15 protein-coding genes and 1 pseudogene are annotated in these 18,927 nt (G+C 58.7%); all 16 read right to left on the bottom strand.

From position 1 onward, the window contains the following. Positions 1–39: 39 nt before the first annotated feature. Positions 40–3,255, bottom strand: a complete 3,216-nt coding sequence (locus AC3WJP_RS17815; protein WP_493723250.1) for a glycosyltransferase — start codon at positions 3,253–3,255, stop codon at positions 40–42. After that, positions 3,255–4,718 (bottom strand): class I SAM-dependent methyltransferase, encoded by a 1,464-nt coding sequence (locus tag AC3WJP_RS17810; RefSeq protein WP_493723251.1) that lies wholly within the window; start codon positions 4,716–4,718, stop codon positions 3,255–3,257. The genes AC3WJP_RS17815 and AC3WJP_RS17810 overlap by 1 nt, the downstream gene beginning before the upstream one ends. Continuing rightward, complete coding sequence (locus AC3WJP_RS17805; RefSeq protein ID WP_493723252.1) at positions 4,715–5,932, bottom strand: ABC transporter ATP-binding protein; 1,218 nt, start codon at positions 5,930–5,932, stop codon at positions 4,715–4,717. Before AC3WJP_RS17805 ends, AC3WJP_RS17810 begins: the two co-directional genes overlap by 4 nt. Next, the gene (locus AC3WJP_RS17800) at positions 5,929–6,723 is read right to left on the bottom strand and encodes an ABC transporter permease (protein WP_493723253.1); all 795 of its coding nucleotides are present in this window, start codon (positions 6,721–6,723) and stop codon (positions 5,929–5,931) included. The genes AC3WJP_RS17805 and AC3WJP_RS17800 overlap by 4 nt, the downstream gene beginning before the upstream one ends. Before the next feature lie 232 nt (positions 6,724–6,955). Beyond that, positions 6,956–8,398, bottom strand: a complete 1,443-nt coding sequence (locus tag AC3WJP_RS17795; RefSeq protein ID WP_493723254.1) for a mannose-1-phosphate guanylyltransferase/mannose-6-phosphate isomerase — start codon at positions 8,396–8,398, stop codon at positions 6,956–6,958. Positions 8,399–8,615: 217 nt separating this feature from the next. Next, the gene (rfbD, locus tag AC3WJP_RS17790; RefSeq protein WP_493723255.1) at positions 8,616–9,506 is read right to left on the bottom strand and encodes a dTDP-4-dehydrorhamnose reductase; all 891 of its coding nucleotides are present in this window, start codon (positions 9,504–9,506) and stop codon (positions 8,616–8,618) included. Between the two features lie 295 nt (positions 9,507–9,801). Next, entirely contained in the window at positions 9,802–11,178 is a 1,377-nt protein-coding gene (locus tag AC3WJP_RS17785; protein ID WP_493723256.1) for a phosphohexomutase domain-containing protein, read from the bottom strand. 331 nt (positions 11,179–11,509) lie between these two features. After that, positions 11,510–11,782: a LapA family protein gene (locus AC3WJP_RS17780; RefSeq protein WP_493723257.1), complete on the bottom strand. Its 273-nt coding sequence runs from the start codon at positions 11,780–11,782 to the stop codon at positions 11,510–11,512. 38 nt (positions 11,783–11,820) lie between these two features. Beyond that, positions 11,821–12,114, bottom strand: a complete 294-nt coding sequence (ihfB, locus tag AC3WJP_RS17775; protein WP_493723258.1) for an integration host factor subunit beta — start codon at positions 12,112–12,114, stop codon at positions 11,821–11,823. Between the two features lie 222 nt (positions 12,115–12,336). Further along, a complete protein-coding gene (locus AC3WJP_RS17770) occupies positions 12,337–13,077 on the bottom strand; it encodes a metallophosphoesterase (RefSeq protein ID WP_493723259.1) in 741 nt (246 codons plus the stop codon). A 102-nt stretch (positions 13,078–13,179) separates the two neighbouring features. After that, the gene (locus tag AC3WJP_RS17765; RefSeq protein WP_493723260.1) at positions 13,180–13,389 is read right to left on the bottom strand and encodes a cold-shock protein; all 210 of its coding nucleotides are present in this window, start codon (positions 13,387–13,389) and stop codon (positions 13,180–13,182) included. Between the two features lie 194 nt (positions 13,390–13,583). Next, positions 13,584–13,892 carry a hypothetical protein gene (locus AC3WJP_RS17760; RefSeq protein WP_493723261.1) on the bottom strand — a complete coding sequence of 103 codons (309 nt, stop codon included), beginning with the start codon at positions 13,890–13,892 and terminating at the stop codon, positions 13,584–13,586. 143 nt (positions 13,893–14,035) lie between these two features. Then, positions 14,036–15,730: a 30S ribosomal protein S1 gene (rpsA, locus tag AC3WJP_RS17755; protein WP_493723262.1), complete on the bottom strand. Its 1,695-nt coding sequence runs from the start codon at positions 15,728–15,730 to the stop codon at positions 14,036–14,038. A 121-nt stretch (positions 15,731–15,851) separates the two neighbouring features. Continuing rightward, on the bottom strand, positions 15,852–16,541 hold the full coding sequence (gene cmk, locus AC3WJP_RS17750) for a (d)CMP kinase (RefSeq protein WP_493723263.1): 690 nt from the start codon (positions 16,539–16,541) through the stop codon (positions 15,852–15,854). Between the two features lie 384 nt (positions 16,542–16,925). Further along, a pseudogene (locus tag AC3WJP_RS17745) lies at positions 16,926–17,822 on the bottom strand (prephenate dehydrogenase/arogenate dehydrogenase family protein); the annotation flags it as partial. Continuing rightward, entirely contained in the window at positions 17,815–18,924 is a 1,110-nt protein-coding gene (gene hisC, locus AC3WJP_RS17740) for a histidinol-phosphate transaminase (RefSeq protein ID WP_493723264.1), read from the bottom strand. The pseudogene AC3WJP_RS17745 and the gene hisC, both read right to left, overlap by 8 nt. Positions 18,925–18,927: the final 3 nt, after the last annotated feature.

Genomic DNA, 18,927 nt, shown 5'->3' with positions numbered 1-18,927 from the left:
TTGTTCAGGCTGGGTATTTACAAGAAACCGGTCATGCCTTTAAGGCTTTGCCGTTTCAACTAAGTGCTCGATAACGTCAGTTTTCTCCAATGGCATGCGCTCTACACCAAACAAAGCCGCCTTAAGCTGCTCGGCACTCTGCTTCCAGGTCAACCAAGGCATCTGATCGGAAACGACAGTCACTCCCTCGCGGCTGTCCTTGATCCACTGCTGCACTGCATCGGCAAGATTCTCAGGGTTATCACCCTCGAAGAACGCCGCATGTTCACCCGCCACTTCGCGGAAAACCGGCAACGCCCGCGCCAGAATCGGCAACTTGTGCTGTGCGGCCTCGATCAGCGGCAAGCCGAAGCCCTCCCCTTCCGAGGCGGCCAGCAAGCACGACGAGGTGGCATACAGCGCCTCGAGGTATTCATCGCTGATGCCTTCCAGCCAGAACAGGTGTTTGTTCAGTTGCGGGTGTTTGCGCAGGCGTGCGGCCAGGTCATCGACCATCCAGCCCTGTTTGCCGACGAACACCAGATTCAGTTGCTCGCCCTCAGCCCACAGCAGTTCGAAGGCCGAGAGTGTCTGGGCATACCCCTTGCGCGGCTCGATGGTACCCACGGACAGGAACGTCGGGGCACTGCGCAGGCATTCGAGCACCTCGCTGGCGCCTTCCGGCATCCCGGTGGACGGCACCGACGAATTCAGGTCAGCCCCCAGGTGAAACCAGTCTGTTGCCAGATGCACGTGCGGCGCACGCGGAGCGCCATGCACGGCAACCCAATACTGCAGGTCATGGGCCACTGCCGCAGAGATGCACAGCGCCGCATCGGCCTGAGTAATCTCGTACAGCCACTCGGCGTGCGCATCCTTGGTGCCTGGCGGGAAGTGCCCCTCGAAGAGGATCGGGATCAGGTCATACACCACGAACGTCGTCTTCACGCCGCGCTCGCGCATACGGGAAAAGACCTTGGCCTTGCCGCCCTCGACGACATACGAACCCGAGAAGTCCAGCCCCAGGAATTGATCACCCGGCTGCATGTCCACGGGGTCGTCACGCAACCAGCCGGTGGGGCAACCCAATAGCGTAAGCGTGAAGTTGCGTGCATGGCGCCAGTGCCAGACACCCGTGGTATTGCAGAGGAAAACCGGCTCGAACAGATAGCCTTCGGGCGGGGATTCGATCAGTGCCAGCAGCAGCGCCCGTACGACGCGCTGAATACCGGTGCGCAAATCGACCCGTGCCACGGCGGAAACGTCTACATAGATACGTTTCAGGCCAATCGCCGGCGGTTGGTTGAGGGCGATGCTCTTGGAGGTCGCAAGAATATCGACTTGCGTTTCGTAATCGGCACTGACACTTGCCAGCGACGAGATGAATGCCTGGTACTGCCCGCGGTCGCGATAATGGCCTTCGATACGTTCCATATAGAGCCGCGCGCAATGCGCCGGAGCATGGTCGCTGTGCACATACGCGGCTGCCCGGTTGCCAAGCTCCTTGCAAACCTCGGGCTGGCCGCGCATTTTTTCCAGCGCCTCGCTCAGTTGCGCGTCACTGAACTGATCCGGCAGCTTGATCAAGACATCGTCAGGCAAGTCCGCCATGGCACCGTTGGCATTGACCACGGTACCGAGCCCGTAATTGAAGCAATCGAGTACCGCGGCGGAGGTTTCGCCGCGGGACAGCTCGCGCAACTGCACACCCACGTCGGCGGCCGCCAGGTACATCTCATAGGTGGCGGCGTCGGTCCAGCCGACGATGCTCACGCCTGAAGCTTCCCGGCGAGCCTTCAACTGCCGTTCGATTTCGAGGCCATATTCCGAGGCTTCGTTCTGGCCCACGAAGAACAGTTTGCACTTGCGGTCCCCGCGCAGCAGTGCAGAGCCTTCCCAGGCAGCAAGTAGCCGGTGGTTGAGCTTGGTCTTGCCCATGAAGCCGAAGCTGCAGACGACAAAATCATCATCACTCAAGCCCAGCGCTTTGCGGGCGCGAGCGCGGTCGGGCGCCGCCGCGGGTACACGCAGCAGCGGCACCATCGAGCAATTGGCCGCAGTACCATACCACTGGCGCGCCAACGCCAACGAATGGTCGGAATGAACGATCACACCCAGCGCTTTACTGAGCACCCCGAGGCTGCCCGGGTACCGGGATAGCGTGCTGTGCACGCCTTCGCGGTAGAACTCCGCCACCGCCTTGTAACCGTGCCCGTGGTAGAGCTCTTTTACCCATGCATCGGGTTTGACGCCATGGAACTGGCAATACCACTGCACATCGCTGAGATAGAAATCATGCAGCACAACGATGCCCGGGATCTCCTCGAGCAACTCGAACATGAAGGCATGCATCGGGTTGTTGCCCAGGTGGTAGATAACCCGCTCGTAGCGTGAGGCGTTTTGGCGGAACCATTCCACCGCGCGTACCTGGCAGTTGGCTAGCACCCATGGATCGGTTACTTCGGCATGGCCGGTCACCACATCGATATCGTAATAACGGCTGAGCTCGGGCAGCAGCTCGGCGCTGTAGCCCGCGATACCGCTTTTCTGAGGGGGAAGCGGCGATACATAGGCCAGTTTCTGCCGCAGCATTGGGCTGCTACGTGCCGGTGAAGCGACGTCCCGCTCCAGCAAGGCCAGCACCGTCAAGGCATCTTGCTGCAAAGCCTCTTCGGTAAAGCCGGCAACTTGGCTCGAAGCCAGTACGCCCACACGCTCAGCAGGGATGCCGAGCCGCTGGCTGACGTAGCCGACGTCCAACGTGGGCAGCAGCAAGACCTTGTCTGCATGGCTGATTTGCTGGAGCTGTTGCGCCTGATGAGTGCTCCGCGCCGCAGTCGCTGCACTTTCCGCGTCGTTCAACGCATCCAGCACTACGACTCTGCGAGTGGCCTGCGTCAGCGCACCCAGGGTGAAAATCGTTTCGCTGTCACTGCTGTCGAACGCATTCGACAGTAACAACAGGTCAGGTTTGAGATTTGCCAGGAAGTCTTCACGAATCAGCTCGGCCATCTTCGCGCGCCCCTCGTTCTCACGATGGCGGCGGCTGACCGGACCAGGGGCAGACCATACACGGATGTTTTCGCGCGGCAGCACGCCATGAAACTCCGACCGCAGGGCTTCGACAGTGCCTTCGAAAAGCCCGCTCATGGCCAGGATGACTTCGTGCTGACCTGCATTGAGGGCCAGGGCGCGTGCCAGGTTGGTGACGTAGCACGACGGCTCGGATTTACCGTAACGGGCTTGCGCTCCCTGCATGTCTACGACAATACGCATCAGCCTCGGTCCTTTTCATCAATAGCTTTTTTCAAATCGTGATAAATCTGCCGAGCTTCCACCGACAACCCATCCAGATGCTGAGGCACTGAATTGTCAGGCGTCAGGGCACCCAAGGCAGCGTCGGTCACCATCCCGTGATTATGCGCAGCGCCCTTGAGCGCCATATACAGACGCGGAGAACGCTTGAGTGCCTTGTTCAACCCTTGATGCAGCGCCGGTCGCGCGAGGACAAACCGAACCCCTGCCCCCAATACCCGACGAGGGGTATCTTTGAGCCCCCTCACAACCGCGCCAGGTGCAGTGCGAATCGTGTGCATGGACCAGCGCAACGGCGCGGTAAGGCGCCAGGATGTACTGCGGGTCAAGGCTTGAACGATGCTGTCGTCCGCGCAGCTTTTCAACCAGAACTCATGAGCCTTGGCCAAGGCTTCATCGCGCTGCTCGCGAGCCTTCTGCAACTCGGCTTCGGTATTGACCAGTTGTTCCTGCAACGTCGGCAGTCGAAACTTCTCGAACAGCTCATCGCGCTGCTCATTCACCTGCTGCAACTCGGCCTTGAATTGCAAGAACTGCTTCTGCAGTGCCGGCAGATGATACTTCTCGAAGGCTTCATCGCTTTGTTGGCGAACCTGCTGCAACTCGGCCTTGATATCGACCAGCTGTTCCTGAATTTCCGGCAGATGAAGTTTGTCGAATGCAGTCTGGACCCGCTGCTGCATCTGCTGCTCGTAACGCTGCGCCAGGCTTTCCAGGCTCACACCGTAGCCGCGGTCAAAGCACGCATCGAAGATAGCCAACTGTTCGGCGGTCGCGGCTTTCTGCGCAACGACTGCATAGTCCGGACTGGCGCCGCCCAAGACATCCATCAACGTCAGGTGTTGCGAATCCTGCAGAGTGGCATCCTCCTGCAAGCGCAGCACTTTGGTACGGGAAAAACCGGAGTACTCGGCGAGGAAGTTGAGCAAATCCAGTGGAACGGGTCGTTCGTGAGTCGGATCAAGGAAGAAACTGCTGGTGCCAACCACCAGGTTTTCCGCATTGGGCGTTTCCATGATCAACAGCCCTGCGGGCTTGAGCACGCGCAACGCTTCGCTCACCAGCGTCTGTACATCATGGAAGGGAATGTGCTCGACCAAATGGAACGCCGACACAACCACCTGGCTATTGTCTTCGAGGGCGGCCAGCGCCGACAGCGCGTCGCCATGCTCGGCGTTCAGATCAAGGGCTCGGCATGCGTCCAGCATACCGTCATCAAGATCGACGCCACGGGCGGAAAAACCTTGGGCCTGCAACAGCTCGAGCCATTCACCACGGCCGCAGCCCAAATCCAGCGCTGGACAGCTGGGATACAGTGTCTTTAGCGGGTTGGCAAACGGCAGATAGGCCTCAAGACGCTTCGAAATCAACTCACGGCTACCGCGATGCCGATCTTCAAACGCTCGGTAAAACGTCGTACTCATTTGTTCTCTTCCAATGTGGGCGGTAACCAGGCAAGGCCGACAAATTCTGATTTAGATACGTTGACCACATTGAACACAAGGGCCAGGTCCTTCCATTCGAAGTTGCACGCAATATGATTTTCTGTGGTGTGCAGGGCCACGGCGACTGAGTACGAACCCACGCCCAGATTGGCGTCGAAGCGAAAGCTGTATTGTATAGATTGGCCCGCCGCCAGCGATTCCAGTTGACGGCCCAGATGGTGGGTATTGGTGCCGTACACCGTTTGCCCCAGCCTATCCTTGAGCATATAGCCCGTGACCAGCTCGGGAATGTCGCTGTTGACCTGAATGTCGACCTTCAAGGTGACGGTTTCACCTACCTGTACATATTCGATCGGCTCACCTGCACTGTTGTGCAAGCTGACCGAACGAATAGTCGCTTCGCCCGTGCCAGAGGTAGTTTGGGCGCTGCCGTCGTCAAGCTGCGTGACTGTTACCGCGGAGTTTTCCTTGGCTGCGATTATGGCGTTGTAATAGTCCATGACCTCTTCAGGCGGGCCATCCTTGATGACCGTCCCGGACTCCAGCAAGATCGCGCGGTTGCACAGCCCCTGAATGGCACCCCGATCGTGAGACACGATAAGCAGGGTTGTGCCTTGTTGCTGGAACTCGCGAATCCTGTCGAAACTCTTGTGCTGGAAGTAACTGTCGCCCACCGACAATGCTTCATCGACTATCAGGATTTCTGGCCTGAAGGCCGTAGCCACAGCGAACGCGACACGCATCTGCATACCGCTGGAATAGGTACGCACAGACTCATCGAAATATTCGCCGATTTCCGCGAAGGCCTCGATCTCATCGATCACGGTGTCGAGTTGCTCGGTACTGAAGCCCATCAAGCCTGCGGCGTGGTAGACATTCTGCCGGCCGCTGAGCTCCGGATTGAAGCCCATGCCCAGTTCAAGGATGGCGGCGATGCGACCGTTGACCTGAATCGAGCCTTCAGAGGGCTGCAGGGTACCTGTGATCATTTTCAGCAAGGTCGACTTGCCTGCGCCGTTCTGGCCGACGATGCCGATCGCTTCGCCTGGCTGAATATCGAAGCTGATATGTTTGAGCACCCAATGCTCTTCACTCGGCGATACCGGCAGAAAAAACCACCTGGCGATACGTTGCCATTCCGATCTATAAGTCCGGTAGGCCTTACCGAGATTACTGACGCTCAGCAGGCTCATAACGCATCCACCATTTCAGGCGCGGCCCGACGAAAGAGAAACAGGCCGAGCAGCATCAGGACGATTGCCAATATGAATGCGGCGGCAAGATGTTCCATCGCCGGGGCAGTCCCATAGACGAGCACGCTTTGATAGGAGGTAACCAAGGGATACATCGGGTTGTAGATCAAGGCGCCGCGCAGTCCTTCAGGGATGATGTTGACCGAGTAGACGATGGGCGTGAACCAGAACAGCACCTGCAAGATGATCGGCACCACTTGGCCTATGTCCCTGAGGAACACGTTCAGCACCCCCAGTACCAGGCCAAGCCCGACCGCGAGTGCGGTCACCGCCAGCACCATGGGGATGAGCCAGAACATCTGCACGTTGGGTGCATGCCCCAGAATGGCGAAGACTCCCAGCACAGCGACGAACAGCAACAGGTTGTTGAGTAGGCACGAACCGACGACAATCACGGGAAGTGCAATGCGCGGAAAGCGCATTTTTTTCATGAGATTGCCATTCTCGATAAAAATCGTCAGGCAACGGGAGATGATTTCCGCGAACAGGTTCCAGGCCAGCATCCCGGCCATCAGGTACAGCGCGTAGGCGTATTTGTTGTCGATTCCAGGAAGTTTGGCGGCAAGGACATTCGACAGAATGAGGGCGTAGATTGCAACCTGAGTCAGCGGGTGGATGATCATCCAGAGCCCGCCCAGTCGGCTTCTGGCGAAGCGGGCAATAAACTCGTTCTTGATCGAGCTACCAATAAAGCTTCGGTACTGCCAAAGCCCTCTCAACATACCAAACATAATAACCCCTGAATCAAGCGCTCAATCCCAGCAACACGCTGAGACATCAACTCTTCACCGATCCAGATCTCGGAAATGCTCCTGATCACAACGGGAGATATTTCAAAAATACTGCAGCGGCTGAAGTTGTCTTCATTGCAAAAAACAATTCCCCAGTCATTGGCGAACGGCCGACGCGACCAGGCCCGTGTCGGCAGTCAATGCCGGTGGGCCAAGGCGAAAGCCACTGTGACTACTGCTCGACACGGCCGTAATTATCTTCAAAGCGAACGATATCGTCCTCTCCCAGATAATCACCGCTCTGCACCTCGATCAGCACCAGGTCGATGACGCCCGGATTCTGCAGCCGATGCCTGTGCCCCGCGCGAATGAAGGTCGACTCGTTGGTGTTCAGCATCAATTCCTGATCATCATTGATCACGATGGCCATGCCACTGACCACGATCCAGTGCTCGCTGCGATGATGGTGCATCTGCAGCGACAGCGAGGCTTTAGGCTTGACGACGATGCGCTTGATCTTGAAGCGGTCGCCCTCCTCCAGCGTGGTGTACGTGCCCCAAGGGCGGTGTACGGTGCGGTGGAGTTTGTGCAGGGTGTGGCCACCGGCTTTGAGCTGGCCAACGATGTGCTTGACGTCCTGGGCATGATCCTTGTGAGCGATCATCAGGGCGTCCGGGGTGTCGATCACCAACAGGTTCTCGACACCGACGAGTGCCGTGAGGCGATCTTCGCTATGCACGAAGTTATTGCGCGCACCGTGGGACAGCACTTCACCTTCGAAGCGGTTGCCCTCGGCGTCAGGCCCGGTAAGCTCGCTGACGGCGTTCCAGGAACCGATGTCGCTCCAGCCGATATCGCAAGGGACGGTGGCGACCCGCTGCGAGCGTTCCATCAAGGCGTAGTCGATAGAGATGTCCGGTACCTTGCCGAAGGCATCGGCGTCGACAGTCAGGCATCGGTGACCCGGCGCCTGAGTGAAGCGCGAGGCTTGTTTGGCGAATTGCGCAGCTTCGAGTACTTCAGGTGCGTATTTGGCGAACTCTTCAAGGACGACGCCGACCTGGAAGCAGAACATCCCCGAATTCCAGAAGTAGTTGCCCGCCGCGACATAGCCTTTGGCCGTCTGCAGATCAGGCTTTTCAACGAAACGCGTGACTTTCAGGCCGCCGGATTGCTCGATGGCGCTACCCGCTTCGATGTAGCCGAACCCGGTTTCCGGGTATTCGGGCTGAATGCCGAATGTCACGAGCCAGCCCTGGGAAGACAGCTTGACCGCGGTATCGACCGCTGCCGCAAAACGCGCTTCATTTTGAATCAGGTGGTCAGCCGCGAGCACTAGCATGTGCGCGCTGGCGCCATGGGTCTCTTGCAGTTGCAAGGCAGCCAAAGCGACCGCAGCGGCGGTGTTGCGGCCGAAGGGTTCGAGGATGAAGCCCTGGGCATGGCCGGCACGATTGACGACGCGGTATTCGTCTTCGGTCTTGAACAGCAGCTCGCGATTGGTGACGGTCAACACTTCCGAGACGCCTGGGAGGTTAGCCGCCCGCAGGAAGGTTTTCTGAATGAGATTCTGACCATCCGGCAGCGTCATGAACGGCTTGGGATGTGCCTCACGGGAGACGGGCCACAAACGGCTTCCCACGCCGCCAGACAAAATTACTGGGATCACATCCATATACATGAATCCTTAAAACCGAATGATATCAATTTGAAGTCAAGCTATGCGTCAGCACTGAACGGCTCAACACTGCCCGCCTAATATTCTTTGGTCGAGGGCCAATAGCCCTCCCGGCTCAACTGAGCGTTCATGTCGCAAATCGGGCTGCAAGGATATCAGAGAACAATTGTCCAAGCTTGCCCGGATCGCTTGGCGCAGGGCCACCTGAACCGCATCACGGGGCGAGAATCTCGGTCAACATCCGCGATACTCCGTCCTGCCAATGTGGCAGGTTCAGGGCGAACGCCTGTTGTAACTTGCGCGTATCCAGGCGCGAGTTCAAAGGTCTGAGGGCTGGCGTCGGATACCCCGTGGAGGGTATTCCCTCTATGCGTTCCACCGTCAATGGCAGCCCTTCCTGCCGGGCGCGGTCGATTACCCAGCGCGCATACAGGAGCCAGGAAGTTTCGCCGCCCGCGCTGAGGTGATAGGTGCCGGCGAGCGCAGGGTTTGCGAGCGTCCTGCAGAGCGCGTGTGCCGTGACATCAGCCAGCAGTTCCGCCCCGGTCGGAGCGCCGATCTGATCATCCACTACGCTGAGGGTCTGTCGCTCTTTTGCCAGGCGCAGCATGATTTTGGCGAAATTGTTCCCGCGCGCCCCGTACACCCAACTGGTGCGAAAGATCAGGTGGCGGCAGCCCGACGCGACGATCGCTTGCTCGCCCGCCCATTTGGAACTGCCGTAGAAATTGCAGGGGGCCGGTAGCGCTTGCTCCGTCCAGGGCACGCTGCCGGAACCGTCGAATACGTAGTCAGTGGAATAGTGAATCAACAAGGCACCTAGCGTGGCCGCTTCTTCGGCGATGATCCGTGGCGCGTGCGCGTTGATGCGCAGGGCGCTGTGCCGGTCAGTCTCGGCCTTGTCCACGGCGGTGTAGGCGGCGGCGTTGACGATGACCTGTGGATTCAGCTTGCTTATCGTCGCCCGCAGGCCATCGTGATCGGCGAGGTCGCCACAATGATCGGTGCTGTGTCGATCGAGGGCGATCAATTCGCCCAACGGGGAAAGAGAACGTTGCAGCTCCCAGCCAAGCTGGCCATTTTTTCCGAGAAGGAGGATCTTCATACAGCGTGGAAATTCTTCGAGAGAGTGATTTGGAGATGTCGGCAGCAGTGCCTGATCACGGGGCGGCCAATCGGTCGAGCATACACCAAGGCCGCGAGAACGCTCGCCTCCGAACGTCGCGTAACTGAGCCAAGGTGATATGGAGGGGATTTGAATGGGTGAAAGGGCAGGAAAATTCCGACATAATTACGCAGAAAAATCCTCATAAAACATTAGGTTATTGCGATGAGTTATGAACTTGAACACTGGCCTGCAGCAAAGATCAATTTGTTACAGGCCTATTCAATCAGATGGGTTAGTGACTAGCCGCCTCCCCACCAATCAACTCTTCAATCTCTTTCACCTTAGCGTCCACCAGCCCCTCATCCCCACGACTCTCCACATTCAGCCGCAGCAAAGGCTCGGTATTCGACCCCCGCAAGCTGAACCGCCACTCCTTGAACTCGACGCTGATCCCATCCGTACGATCCACATGCGGCTGCTGCGGCGTGTAATGCGCCAGAATCTTCTCGATCGAGCCTTTCACGTCATCGACCTTGTAGTTGATCTCGCCACTGCACGGAAACGCCTCGATCCGCTCGTCCACCAGCTGCGCCAGGGATTTACCGGTGACGCTCATCAACTCTGCCACCAGCAGCCATGGGATATTGCCGCTGTCGCAGTAGGCGAAATCGCGGAAGTAGTGGTGCGCGCTCATCTCGCCACCGTACACGGCGTCTTCGAGGCGCATGCGCTCCTTGATGAAGGCATGGCCAGTCTTGCTCTGAATGGCGACGCCACCAGCCGCCTCGACCTGTTCGATGGTGTTCCAGGTCAGGCGGGGGTCGTGGATGATCTTGCTGCCGGGGTGCTTTTTGAGCAGCATCTCGGCCAGCAGACCGACCAGGTAGTAACCTTCGATGAAGCGACCTTTGCCGTCGAAGAAGAAGCAACGGTCGAAGTCGCCATCCCAGGCAATGCCGATGTCGGCGCCGTTTTCCAGCAAGGCGTTGCGGGTCAGCTCGCGGTTTTCCGGCAGCAGCGGATTGGGTACGCCATTAGGGAAGTTGCCGTCGGGTTCGCCGTTGATGACGATGATGTCCAGCGGCAGCTTTTTCTTCAGCAACTCTAGGGTCGGGCCGACGGCGCCGTTACCGGGGTCGGCGAGGACCTTGAGCGGCTTGAGGGATTTGACATCGATGTAGGTGAGCAGGTGGTCGATGTAGGCGGTCTTGTCGAAGGCTTCGATGACCTTGCCTGGGGCCGCGGCCTTGTCAGCGAAATCGCCCGCTTCGACGCGGGTGCGGATGGCTTCCAGGCCGGTGTCGCCGCTGATCGGCTTGGAGTGCTCGCGCACCAGCTTCATGCCGTTGTAGCCCTTGGGGTTGTGGCTGGCGGTGATCATGATGCCGCCGTCGGCTTTGAGGTGGCTGGTGCCGAAGTAGACTTCTTCGGTGCCGCACAGGCCCAGATCAAGGACATCGGCGCCGGCTTCGGTCAGGCCCTTGATGAGGGCGGCGGCAAGGCCAGGGCTTTCGAGGCGCATGTCACGGCCGACCACGTAGGATTTGCCGTGCAACTCGGAGACCAACGCCCGACCGATGCGGTAAGCGATGTCGTCGTTAAGATCGGCCGGGACCTGGCCGCGAATGTCATAGGCCTTGAAGCAACGGGTCTGTATAGGGGAATTCATGGCGTTCACTCGCTCTGTGGCCGAAATTTCAGGTAGGGACATCCCTCGACGGATAGCGCCGGTCGCGCGCTTGCAGGAAGCGTAACGGATCGGGGTGACGATCGTGATTTTGCGGGCGCCGGGGATGTGACCGCGAAAATGATAATCGGTGCGTTGATGGAGAGGGAATTTTTTAGGTGGATGCGTCTGGGGTGGGGATTGCGGGGTGTCAGTGGGGACTAGGGGGAGCAAGCCCCCTCACCACAGGGCTGGATGCCATGCAGGGATAAGGGCGTGCAGCATCGCATCGGAAAACGTGTACCGTTTGCCGAGTAGGGCCTGGCCCCAGAAGTCAGGTGGGAGTAGCAGCCTGAAGGCGTTGACGCTTGAGTTCACGCCGAAACTTGCGCTTGCTGCGATGGGCCACATAAGTGCCGATCAATGGACCGATGATCAAGCCAAGCAAAAAAGCCAATATGACGATGACCGAAACCGGCAACTGCGGGCCAGCCCAGCCGAGAAAGGCCAAAGCTACCGCCTGCTGGTTCTCCAGCACGAACAGAAGGGTCACTGCGACAACGACCAGCACGATGAGTACCAGCAGCAGTTTTTTGAAGTTGCGCACATCTCTCTCCTCAGTGATGAGGCGTGAAGAAATCGCGCTTATGCGTGCTCTTCATCCTCGTTGACGCGATCGCGGAGCTCCTTGCCCGGCTTGAAATGTGGAACGAACTTGCCATCGAGGCTGACCGACTGGCCAGTCTTGGGGTTACGCCCCACTCGCGGCGCGCGGTAATGCAGCGAAAAGCTGCCGAAGCCGCGAATCTCGATCCGGTCACCGGTGGCCAGGCACTGGGACATCTGTTCAAGCATGGTCTTGATGGCCAACTCCACATCCTTGGATGAGAGTAGACCTTGATGGGTGACAATACGTTCGATCAGTTCCGACTTCGTCATATTTTTCCCTTCTGTATCAAGCAGCTAGATAACCGCTGTGAAGGTTTTAGCATGACCCGACTGATTTGAACAGCCTGCGTCTTGACTTCTGTAAAAAAGTTTTGGTGACCCAGAGTTTTTTTGCAGGAATATGGCAGGTCGTGGGTCGTTTTTATCGCCAGTGCACTACGGCGGGGCTACCAAGTGCACGATTTTGGTGGGATTTTTTTCAATAACGACGCGTCAGGCGGCGCCGTATTCGATGGTGATGACGTTGCCCGTGGCGACTTCAATGGCGCTGAGGCGACCGTCTGGCCACGAGCAGCCGGTGTCCAGGTAAACCACGTTGCCAAGACTCGTCGGCGCCTGCACGCTGGTATGGCCGACGTAAACGGTATCGACACCGGTGATCGGCGTCTTGTCGCGGTTATTGATGCGAGTCCGCGAATAGAGAACCTGGCGCTGGGTCAGTTGCTGGACGTCGCCGCCCTGCTCGCCCGCCAGGTTCATGAGAATTTCTTCCCAGTGATGCTGGCCCGGGAGCAAAGGCGGCTCGGCATGGACGACGCCAAAACGGCCTTGCGGGGTTTGTACATCGAGCGCGAAAGGCAACTGTTGGAGACGCTCGGCAATGGCCTGTCGCAATTCAACTGCTGCGTCGTGATACCAGGCGCCGCCATTGTTACGGTGCTTTTCCACTGAGCCGGTACCCAGGTCGTGGTCGAGGATCATCTGCTCGTGGTTGCCGCGTACCGAATAAAACCATGAGTGCTCGAGCCACTGCAGCACTTGATGAGACGCCGGGCCGCGATCGACCAGGTCACCAACTGCCAACAACCGATCCGCAGCGGTATCGAAATCGACGGTACGCATGAACGCCTCGAGCAGCTCGAAATGACCGTGTACGTCGCCGACGACGAAGTCGCGGCCGAAAACGTTTGGCGCCAGGCGCAGGCAGGTGGCAGGGTCAGTGCAAGAGGTCATAATGCGGCCGCTTTACTCGAGTGGAAGGTGATCATGCACGCCGCGAGGCGTCTGGGTGGCGGAATTCAGTCACATTGACTCCGCACTCAGCCTTGCATGCATTCAGCTTGCCAACACTTGGACTTTCGACGCTTGCTGACCGTCAGGACCGGCCTCTATCTCGAAAGTAACCCGTTGACCTCCGCTAAGGGTCTTGTATCCGTCGCCTTGAATGGCTTGAGCGCGCACGAAGATATCGAGACCGCCATCCTGCTGGATGAACCCATAGCCGGTCTCTGCGCGGAACCATTTGACGGTGCCCGTGGCTTTCATCCTGTTGCCCCCCCGGAACGCTCTAGCCCAAGGTTCATGAAAGACAACGCAGATGGGACCGTCAATAGTGGCACTGACTGGCGGTCAAGCATTCAGCCACTTGTAGCGGGGGGGCTTGCCCCCCGAAAACCTTCCCCACTGAAATATTCATGTGAGGCGGATTTTTTCGGGGGCAAGCCCCCCCGCTACAGGGATCAGGTATCGGTGGGGAGTTTGCAAGCGATCACCAACGTGCGGCTGTATCGACCCGGGCTGAAGCCGAGGAAGCTGTCTTCGTCTTCTTCCTTCACGTCAGTGGTCTTGGAAATGGTTTTGTAGCCATGGGTGCTGCAAACGCTCTCAGCCTTGCTGTAGCACGAATCCCAGTTGGTGGTCATGCCGGAGCAATTGATAACGAAGCCACGTACGTTGCCCATCGAATGGGCCTTGACCGATGCCGTGCTGCAACCTGAGAGCGTAGAGAGCGCCGTCAGGGCAATGAGCATGGGAACTGCAATCTTCATGTTGCTTGCCTTATACCGAGTACACGAACCTTCGAAAGAAGCTTTGACATTAATTGATGCAGGTTCTCATTAATGGTGTAAAAAAAATGCGAAAAAAAAAGGGGCGACCGAAGTCGCCCCTTTTTTGAATGGTCAATCAGAACTTAGTTCTGTTTTTCCATTTGAGCACGCAGCAGGTCACCCAGAGTGGTTGGGCCTGCGGCGATGTCCGAAGCAGCTGGCTTGTCGCGCAGGCTTTGGATTGCTTCTTTCTCGTCTTCAACGTCTTTCGACTTGACCGACAGCTGGATCACGCGCGACTTGCGGTCGACGGAGATGATCTTGGCTTCTACTTCTTCGCCTTCTTTCAGGACGTTACGCGCGTCTTCAACGCGGTCACGGCTGATTTCGGAAGCTTTCAGAGTAGCTTCGATGTCGTCGGCCAGGGTGATGATAGCGCCCTTGGCGTCAACTTCTTTGACGATACCTTTGACGATAGCGCCTTTGTCGTTGACAGCAACATAGTTGGAGAACGGATCGTCTTCCAGTTGCTTGATACCCAGGGAGATACGCTCACGCTCTGGATCTACCGACAGGATGACGGTGTCAAGCTCGTCGCCCTTCTTGAAACGACGTACGGCTTCTTCGCCCACTTCGTTCCAGGAGATGTCGGACAGGTGAACCAGACCGTCGATGCCGCCGTCCAGACCAATGAAGATACCGAAATCGGTGATCGACTTGATGGTGCCGGAGATCTTGTCGCCCTTGTTGAACTGGCCAGAGAAGTCTTCCCATGGGTTCGACTTGCACTGCTTGATGCCCAGGGAGATACGACGACGCTCTTCGTCGATGTCCAGAACCATGACTTCCACTTCGTCGCCGACTTGTACGACTTTCGAAGGGTGGATGTTCTTGTTGGTCCAGTCCATTTCGGAAACGTGTACCAGACCTTCAACGCCTTCTTCCAGCTCAGCGAAGCAGCCGTAGTCGGTCAGGTTGGTAACACGGGCCATTACGCGAGTGCTTTCTGGGTAACGGGCTTTGATAGCGACCCATGGATCTTCGCCCAGTTGCTTCAGGCCCAGGGATACGCGGTTACGCTCGCGATCGTACTTCAGAACCTTGACATCGATCTCGTCGCCAACGTTGACGATTTCCGATGGGTGCTTGATACGCTTCCAGGCCATGTCGGTGATGTGCAGCAGGCCATCGACGCCACCCAGATCGACGAATGCGCCGTAATCGGTGAGGTTCTTGACGATACCTTTGACTTGCTGACCTTCCTGCAGGGATTCCAGCAGAGCTTCGCGCTCGGCGGAGTTCTCGGCTTCCAGGACGCTGCGACGGGAAACGACAACGTTGTTGCGCTTCTGGTCCAGTTTGATGACCTTGAATTCGAGCTCTTTACCTTCCAGGTGGGTGGTGTCGCGCACTGGGCGGACATCAACCAGGGAACCAGGCAAGAACGCACGGATGCCGTTAACGTCGACAGTGAAGCCGCCTTTAACCTTACCGTTGATAACGCCCTTGACCACTTCCTCGGCGGCGAAAGCTGCTTCCAGAACAATCCAGCACTCGGCGCGCTTGGCTTTTTCACGGGACAGTTTGGTTTCGCCAAAGCCATCTTCGACTGCGTCCAGCGCCACGTGAACTTCGTCACCGACGTTGATGGACAGTTCGCCAGCGTCGTTGTGGAACTGTTCCAGCGGGATCAGACCTTCGGACTTCAGACCAGCGTGGACGGTTACCCAGCCAGCTTGGTAGTCGATGTCGACGATGATCGCGGTGATGATCGCGCCAGCCTGAAGATTCAGTGTCTTTAGGCTTTCTTCAAAGAGTTCTGCAAAGCTTTCGCTCATTTTAATTCCTGGTAGATGTGGGCGAAGGAGACGCCCATCTGCCACGTTCCAGCCAACGTGGGTTTCGTTCAAGTAAAAGAAAGCCTGCAGGACTCGACTGGTCTCCCGCACGCTTTCTTGGTCATCCGGCGATATCGCGGAGTGCGATTTCACTCAAGATGCGTTCCAGCACCTGATCGATGGATAATTCCGTGGAATCCAGCTGTATCGCATCGGCCGCCGGTTTGAGCGGGGCCACTGCGCGCTGGGTGTCTCGCTCATCGCGAGCACGTATCTCATCTAGCAGACTCGACAGACTAACATCATCGCCCTTGGCCTTCAACTGCAAGTAACGTCGGCGCGCACGTTCCTCGGCGCTAGCGGTGAGGAAAATCTTCAGCGGCGAGTCGGGGAACACCACGGTGCCCATGTCGCGGCCATCGGCTACCAAGCCCGGAGCCTCCTGAAAAGCCCGCTGGCGCTGCAGCAAAGCCTCGCGCACCGCAGGTAGCGCGGCGACCTGGGAAGCGCCCGCGGCGACATCTTCGTTGCGAATGGCCTGGCTGACGTCATCGCCTTCGAGAATGATCTTTTGCGGCTGGCCATCGGCAGCGGCGATGAACTGCACATCGAGGTGCGCGGCCAGCAGTTTCAGCGAGGCCTCGTTGCTCAGGTTGACACCGTGATTGCCAGCGGCGAACGCCAGCAGTCGATACAGCGCGCCGCTGTCGAGCAGATTCCAGTTCAGGCGCTTGGCCAGCAGGCCGGCAATGGTGCCTTTGCCGGAGCCGCTCGGGCCGTCGATGGTGATGACTGGTGCTTGAAAGTTCACACGTATTCCTCGTGAGCCACGCGGATTTCGACCTGGCCGGCTACTGCCAGGAAACTCGAAAATGGAGACGATCCGTGGGCCTGATTCTGAAAGATGAAAGGTCGCGCCCGGGGGAGATTCACGGCACCCACCCAAACAGCACGCGACATGATAATGCCCAAAGGTGACAACTGACAGTTTTGCAGTGCAAGGTTCCGACTATTTGCGTAATGGCAACTGGCCCCTCGGCAGCAAGCCCCCTCACCACAGGGTTACCCGCAGACCCTGTAGCGAGGGAGCTTGCTCCCGAAAGATCTGCCAGCCTGCGCCAATCTGCCTGCCTTCCGTTTTTCGGGGGCAAGCCCCCTCGCTACAGGGGTGGCCGTTCTATTTGCCGGGGGCCGGGGCGCGCTGGGCCAGGATACGGCCGAAATGCTCGCGGGCCGCCTGGGCGCGGGTGAAGACCTCCAGCAGTTGCTTGCCATCCCCCGCTTCTACCGCACTGCGCAATGTGTCCAGATCGCCGCGATAGATATCCAGCGCCCGCAGCACCGCGTCCCGATTGGCCAGAAAGATGTCATGCCACATCACCGGATCACTGCCGGCGATGCGGGTGAAATCGCGAAAGCCGCCTGCCGCATAGCGGAAGATTTCCAGACTCTCGTCACGCTTGGCCATGGAGTCGACCATGTTGAACGCCAGCAGATGAGGCAAATGGCTCGTCGCCGCCAACACTTCGTCGTGCCGCTGGACGGCCATGTGCTCGACATCGGCACCCAGCTCTCGCCACAACCGATCCACCAGGTGCAGCGCCGCCGGAGCCGTCTCTTCCAGTGGCGTAAGGATCACCTTGTAGCGCTGGAACATCTCGCCGTTGGCGGCCTCTACCCCGCTCTGCTCGGAACCGGCGATCGGATGCCCGGGCACGAAACGCGCCAGGCGCTGGCGACCGAATACTTCACGCGCGGCACGCACGACGTTGCCCTTGGCGCTACCGACGTCGGTGATCACCGCATCGCCCAGATCCAGGCGCGACAGCATGGCCAGGACCTTCTCCATCGCCAGAATCGGCACCGCCAACTGAATCACGTCGGCGCCGACGCAGGCCGCAGCCAGGTCGGCCTCGCAGCGATCGGTCACGCCTAGCTCAACCGCACGCCGACGAGAATGGGCGTCCAGATCGACCCCTACCACTTCGCCACATAACCTGCGGGTCTTGAGACCCTTGGCAAACGAACCGCCGATCAGCCCCAGACCGACCACCACCAAACGGCCAATCAGCGGTTTCTTTTCTTCAACCACGACCCAAGACCTTGCCCAACGCTTCGAGGAAGCGGCTGTTTTCAGCCGCCGTACCAATAGTCACCCGCAGATGCCGCGGCATGCCGTAGTTAGCGACCGGGCGCACGATCACGCCTTCGCGCAGCAACGCCAGATTGATCGGCGCGGCATCCTGGCCCATGTCGATGGCCAGGAAGTTGCCCTTGGACGGAATCCAGTCCAACCCCAGTACGCGCAGCCCTTCTTGCAATTGCAGCAGACCGGCATTGTTGAGCGAGCGGCTGTGGGCGAGGTAATCCAGATCGTCCAGTGCCGCACAGGCCGCGGCCAGGGCCAGGCTGTTGACGTTGAACGGCTGACGCACACGGTTGAGCACGTCGGCGATCACAGCCGAGGAAATCCCGTAACCGACCCGCAACGCCGCCAGGCCATAGGCCTTGGAGAAGGTCCGCGACACCAGCAGATTGTCGTGGGCGGCCAGGTAATTCAGACCGTCCGGCAGGTCGCCACCCGAGGCGTATTCGATATAGGCTTCGTCCAGCACCACCAGCACATGGGCCGGTACCGCCGCGAGGAAATCGCTCAGCGCTTGCGGGCCGAACCAGGTGCCGGTGGGGTTGTTGGGGTTGGCGATGAATACGACGCGTGTATTTGCATCGATGGCCTCGAGCATCGCCGGCAGATCATGCCCCCAGTCCTTGGCCGGAACCACCCGCGCTTCGGCACCGACCGCCTGGGTCACGATCGGATAGACCGCAAATGCATGCTGGCTGAACACCGCATTGACGCCCGGCGCCAGATAGGCGCGCGCCACCAGCTCGAGAATGTCGTTGGAGCCGTTGCCGAGGGTGATCTGATCGATCCCCACCTTGGCGCGCTCGGCCAGTTTGACCTTGAGGTTGTAACCGTTGCCGTCCGGGTAGCGGGTCAGCTCCGCGACTTGCGCGGCGATGGCAGCCAGCGCCTTGGGGCTGGCGCCCAGCGGGTTCTCGTTGCTGGCCAGCTTGACGATCCTGGCAGGGTCGAGATTCAGCTCGCGGGCCAGTTCATCCACCGGCTTGCCGGGGACGTAGGGCGAGAGCTGCTGCACGCTGGATTGCGCCAGGGCGAGAAAATCAGTCATGTC

Source organism: Pseudomonas sp. GW821-FHT01A09 (assembly GCF_058986725.1).
The sequence above is the reverse complement of the archived record's forward strand: the minus strand, read 5'-3'. Positions and strand labels throughout refer to the sequence as shown.

Excerpts from the sequence above, each read along its gene's own strand:
- ihfB (WP_493723258.1), bottom strand. The coding sequence starts at position 12,114 with ATGACGAAGTCGGAACTGATCGAACGTATTGTCACCCATCAAGGTCTA.
- AC3WJP_RS17785 (WP_493723256.1), bottom strand. The coding sequence starts at position 11,178 with ATGAATTCCCCTATACAGACCCGTTGCTTCAAGGCCTATGACATTCGC.
- AC3WJP_RS17800 (WP_493723253.1), bottom strand. The coding sequence starts at position 6,723 with ATGTTTGGTATGTTGAGAGGGCTTTGGCAGTACCGAAGCTTTATTGGT.
- AC3WJP_RS17810 (WP_493723251.1), bottom strand. The coding sequence starts at position 4,718 with ATGAGTACGACGTTTTACCGAGCGTTTGAAGATCGGCATCGCGGTAGC.
- AC3WJP_RS17760 (WP_493723261.1), bottom strand. The coding sequence starts at position 13,892 with ATGAAGATTGCAGTTCCCATGCTCATTGCCCTGACGGCGCTCTCTACG.
- AC3WJP_RS17795 (WP_493723254.1), bottom strand. The coding sequence starts at position 8,398 with ATGGATGTGATCCCAGTAATTTTGTCTGGCGGCGTGGGAAGCCGTTTG.
- AC3WJP_RS17770 (WP_493723259.1), bottom strand. The coding sequence starts at position 13,077 with ATGACCTCTTGCACTGACCCTGCCACCTGCCTGCGCCTGGCGCCAAAC.
- rpsA (WP_493723262.1), bottom strand. The coding sequence starts at position 15,730 with ATGAGCGAAAGCTTTGCAGAACTCTTTGAAGAAAGCCTAAAGACACTG.
- AC3WJP_RS17805 (WP_493723252.1), bottom strand. The coding sequence starts at position 5,932 with ATGAGCCTGCTGAGCGTCAGTAATCTCGGTAAGGCCTACCGGACTTAT.
- hisC (WP_493723264.1), bottom strand. The coding sequence starts at position 18,924 with ATGACTGATTTTCTCGCCCTGGCGCAATCCAGCGTGCAGCAGCTCTCG.
- AC3WJP_RS17765 (WP_493723260.1), bottom strand. The coding sequence starts at position 13,389 with ATGAAAGCCACGGGCACCGTCAAATGGTTCCGCGCAGAGACCGGCTAT.
- AC3WJP_RS17815 (WP_493723250.1), bottom strand. The coding sequence starts at position 3,255 with ATGCGTATTGTCGTAGACATGCAGGGAGCGCAAGCCCGTTACGGTAAA.
- rfbD (WP_493723255.1), bottom strand. The coding sequence starts at position 9,506 with ATGAAGATCCTCCTTCTCGGAAAAAATGGCCAGCTTGGCTGGGAGCTG.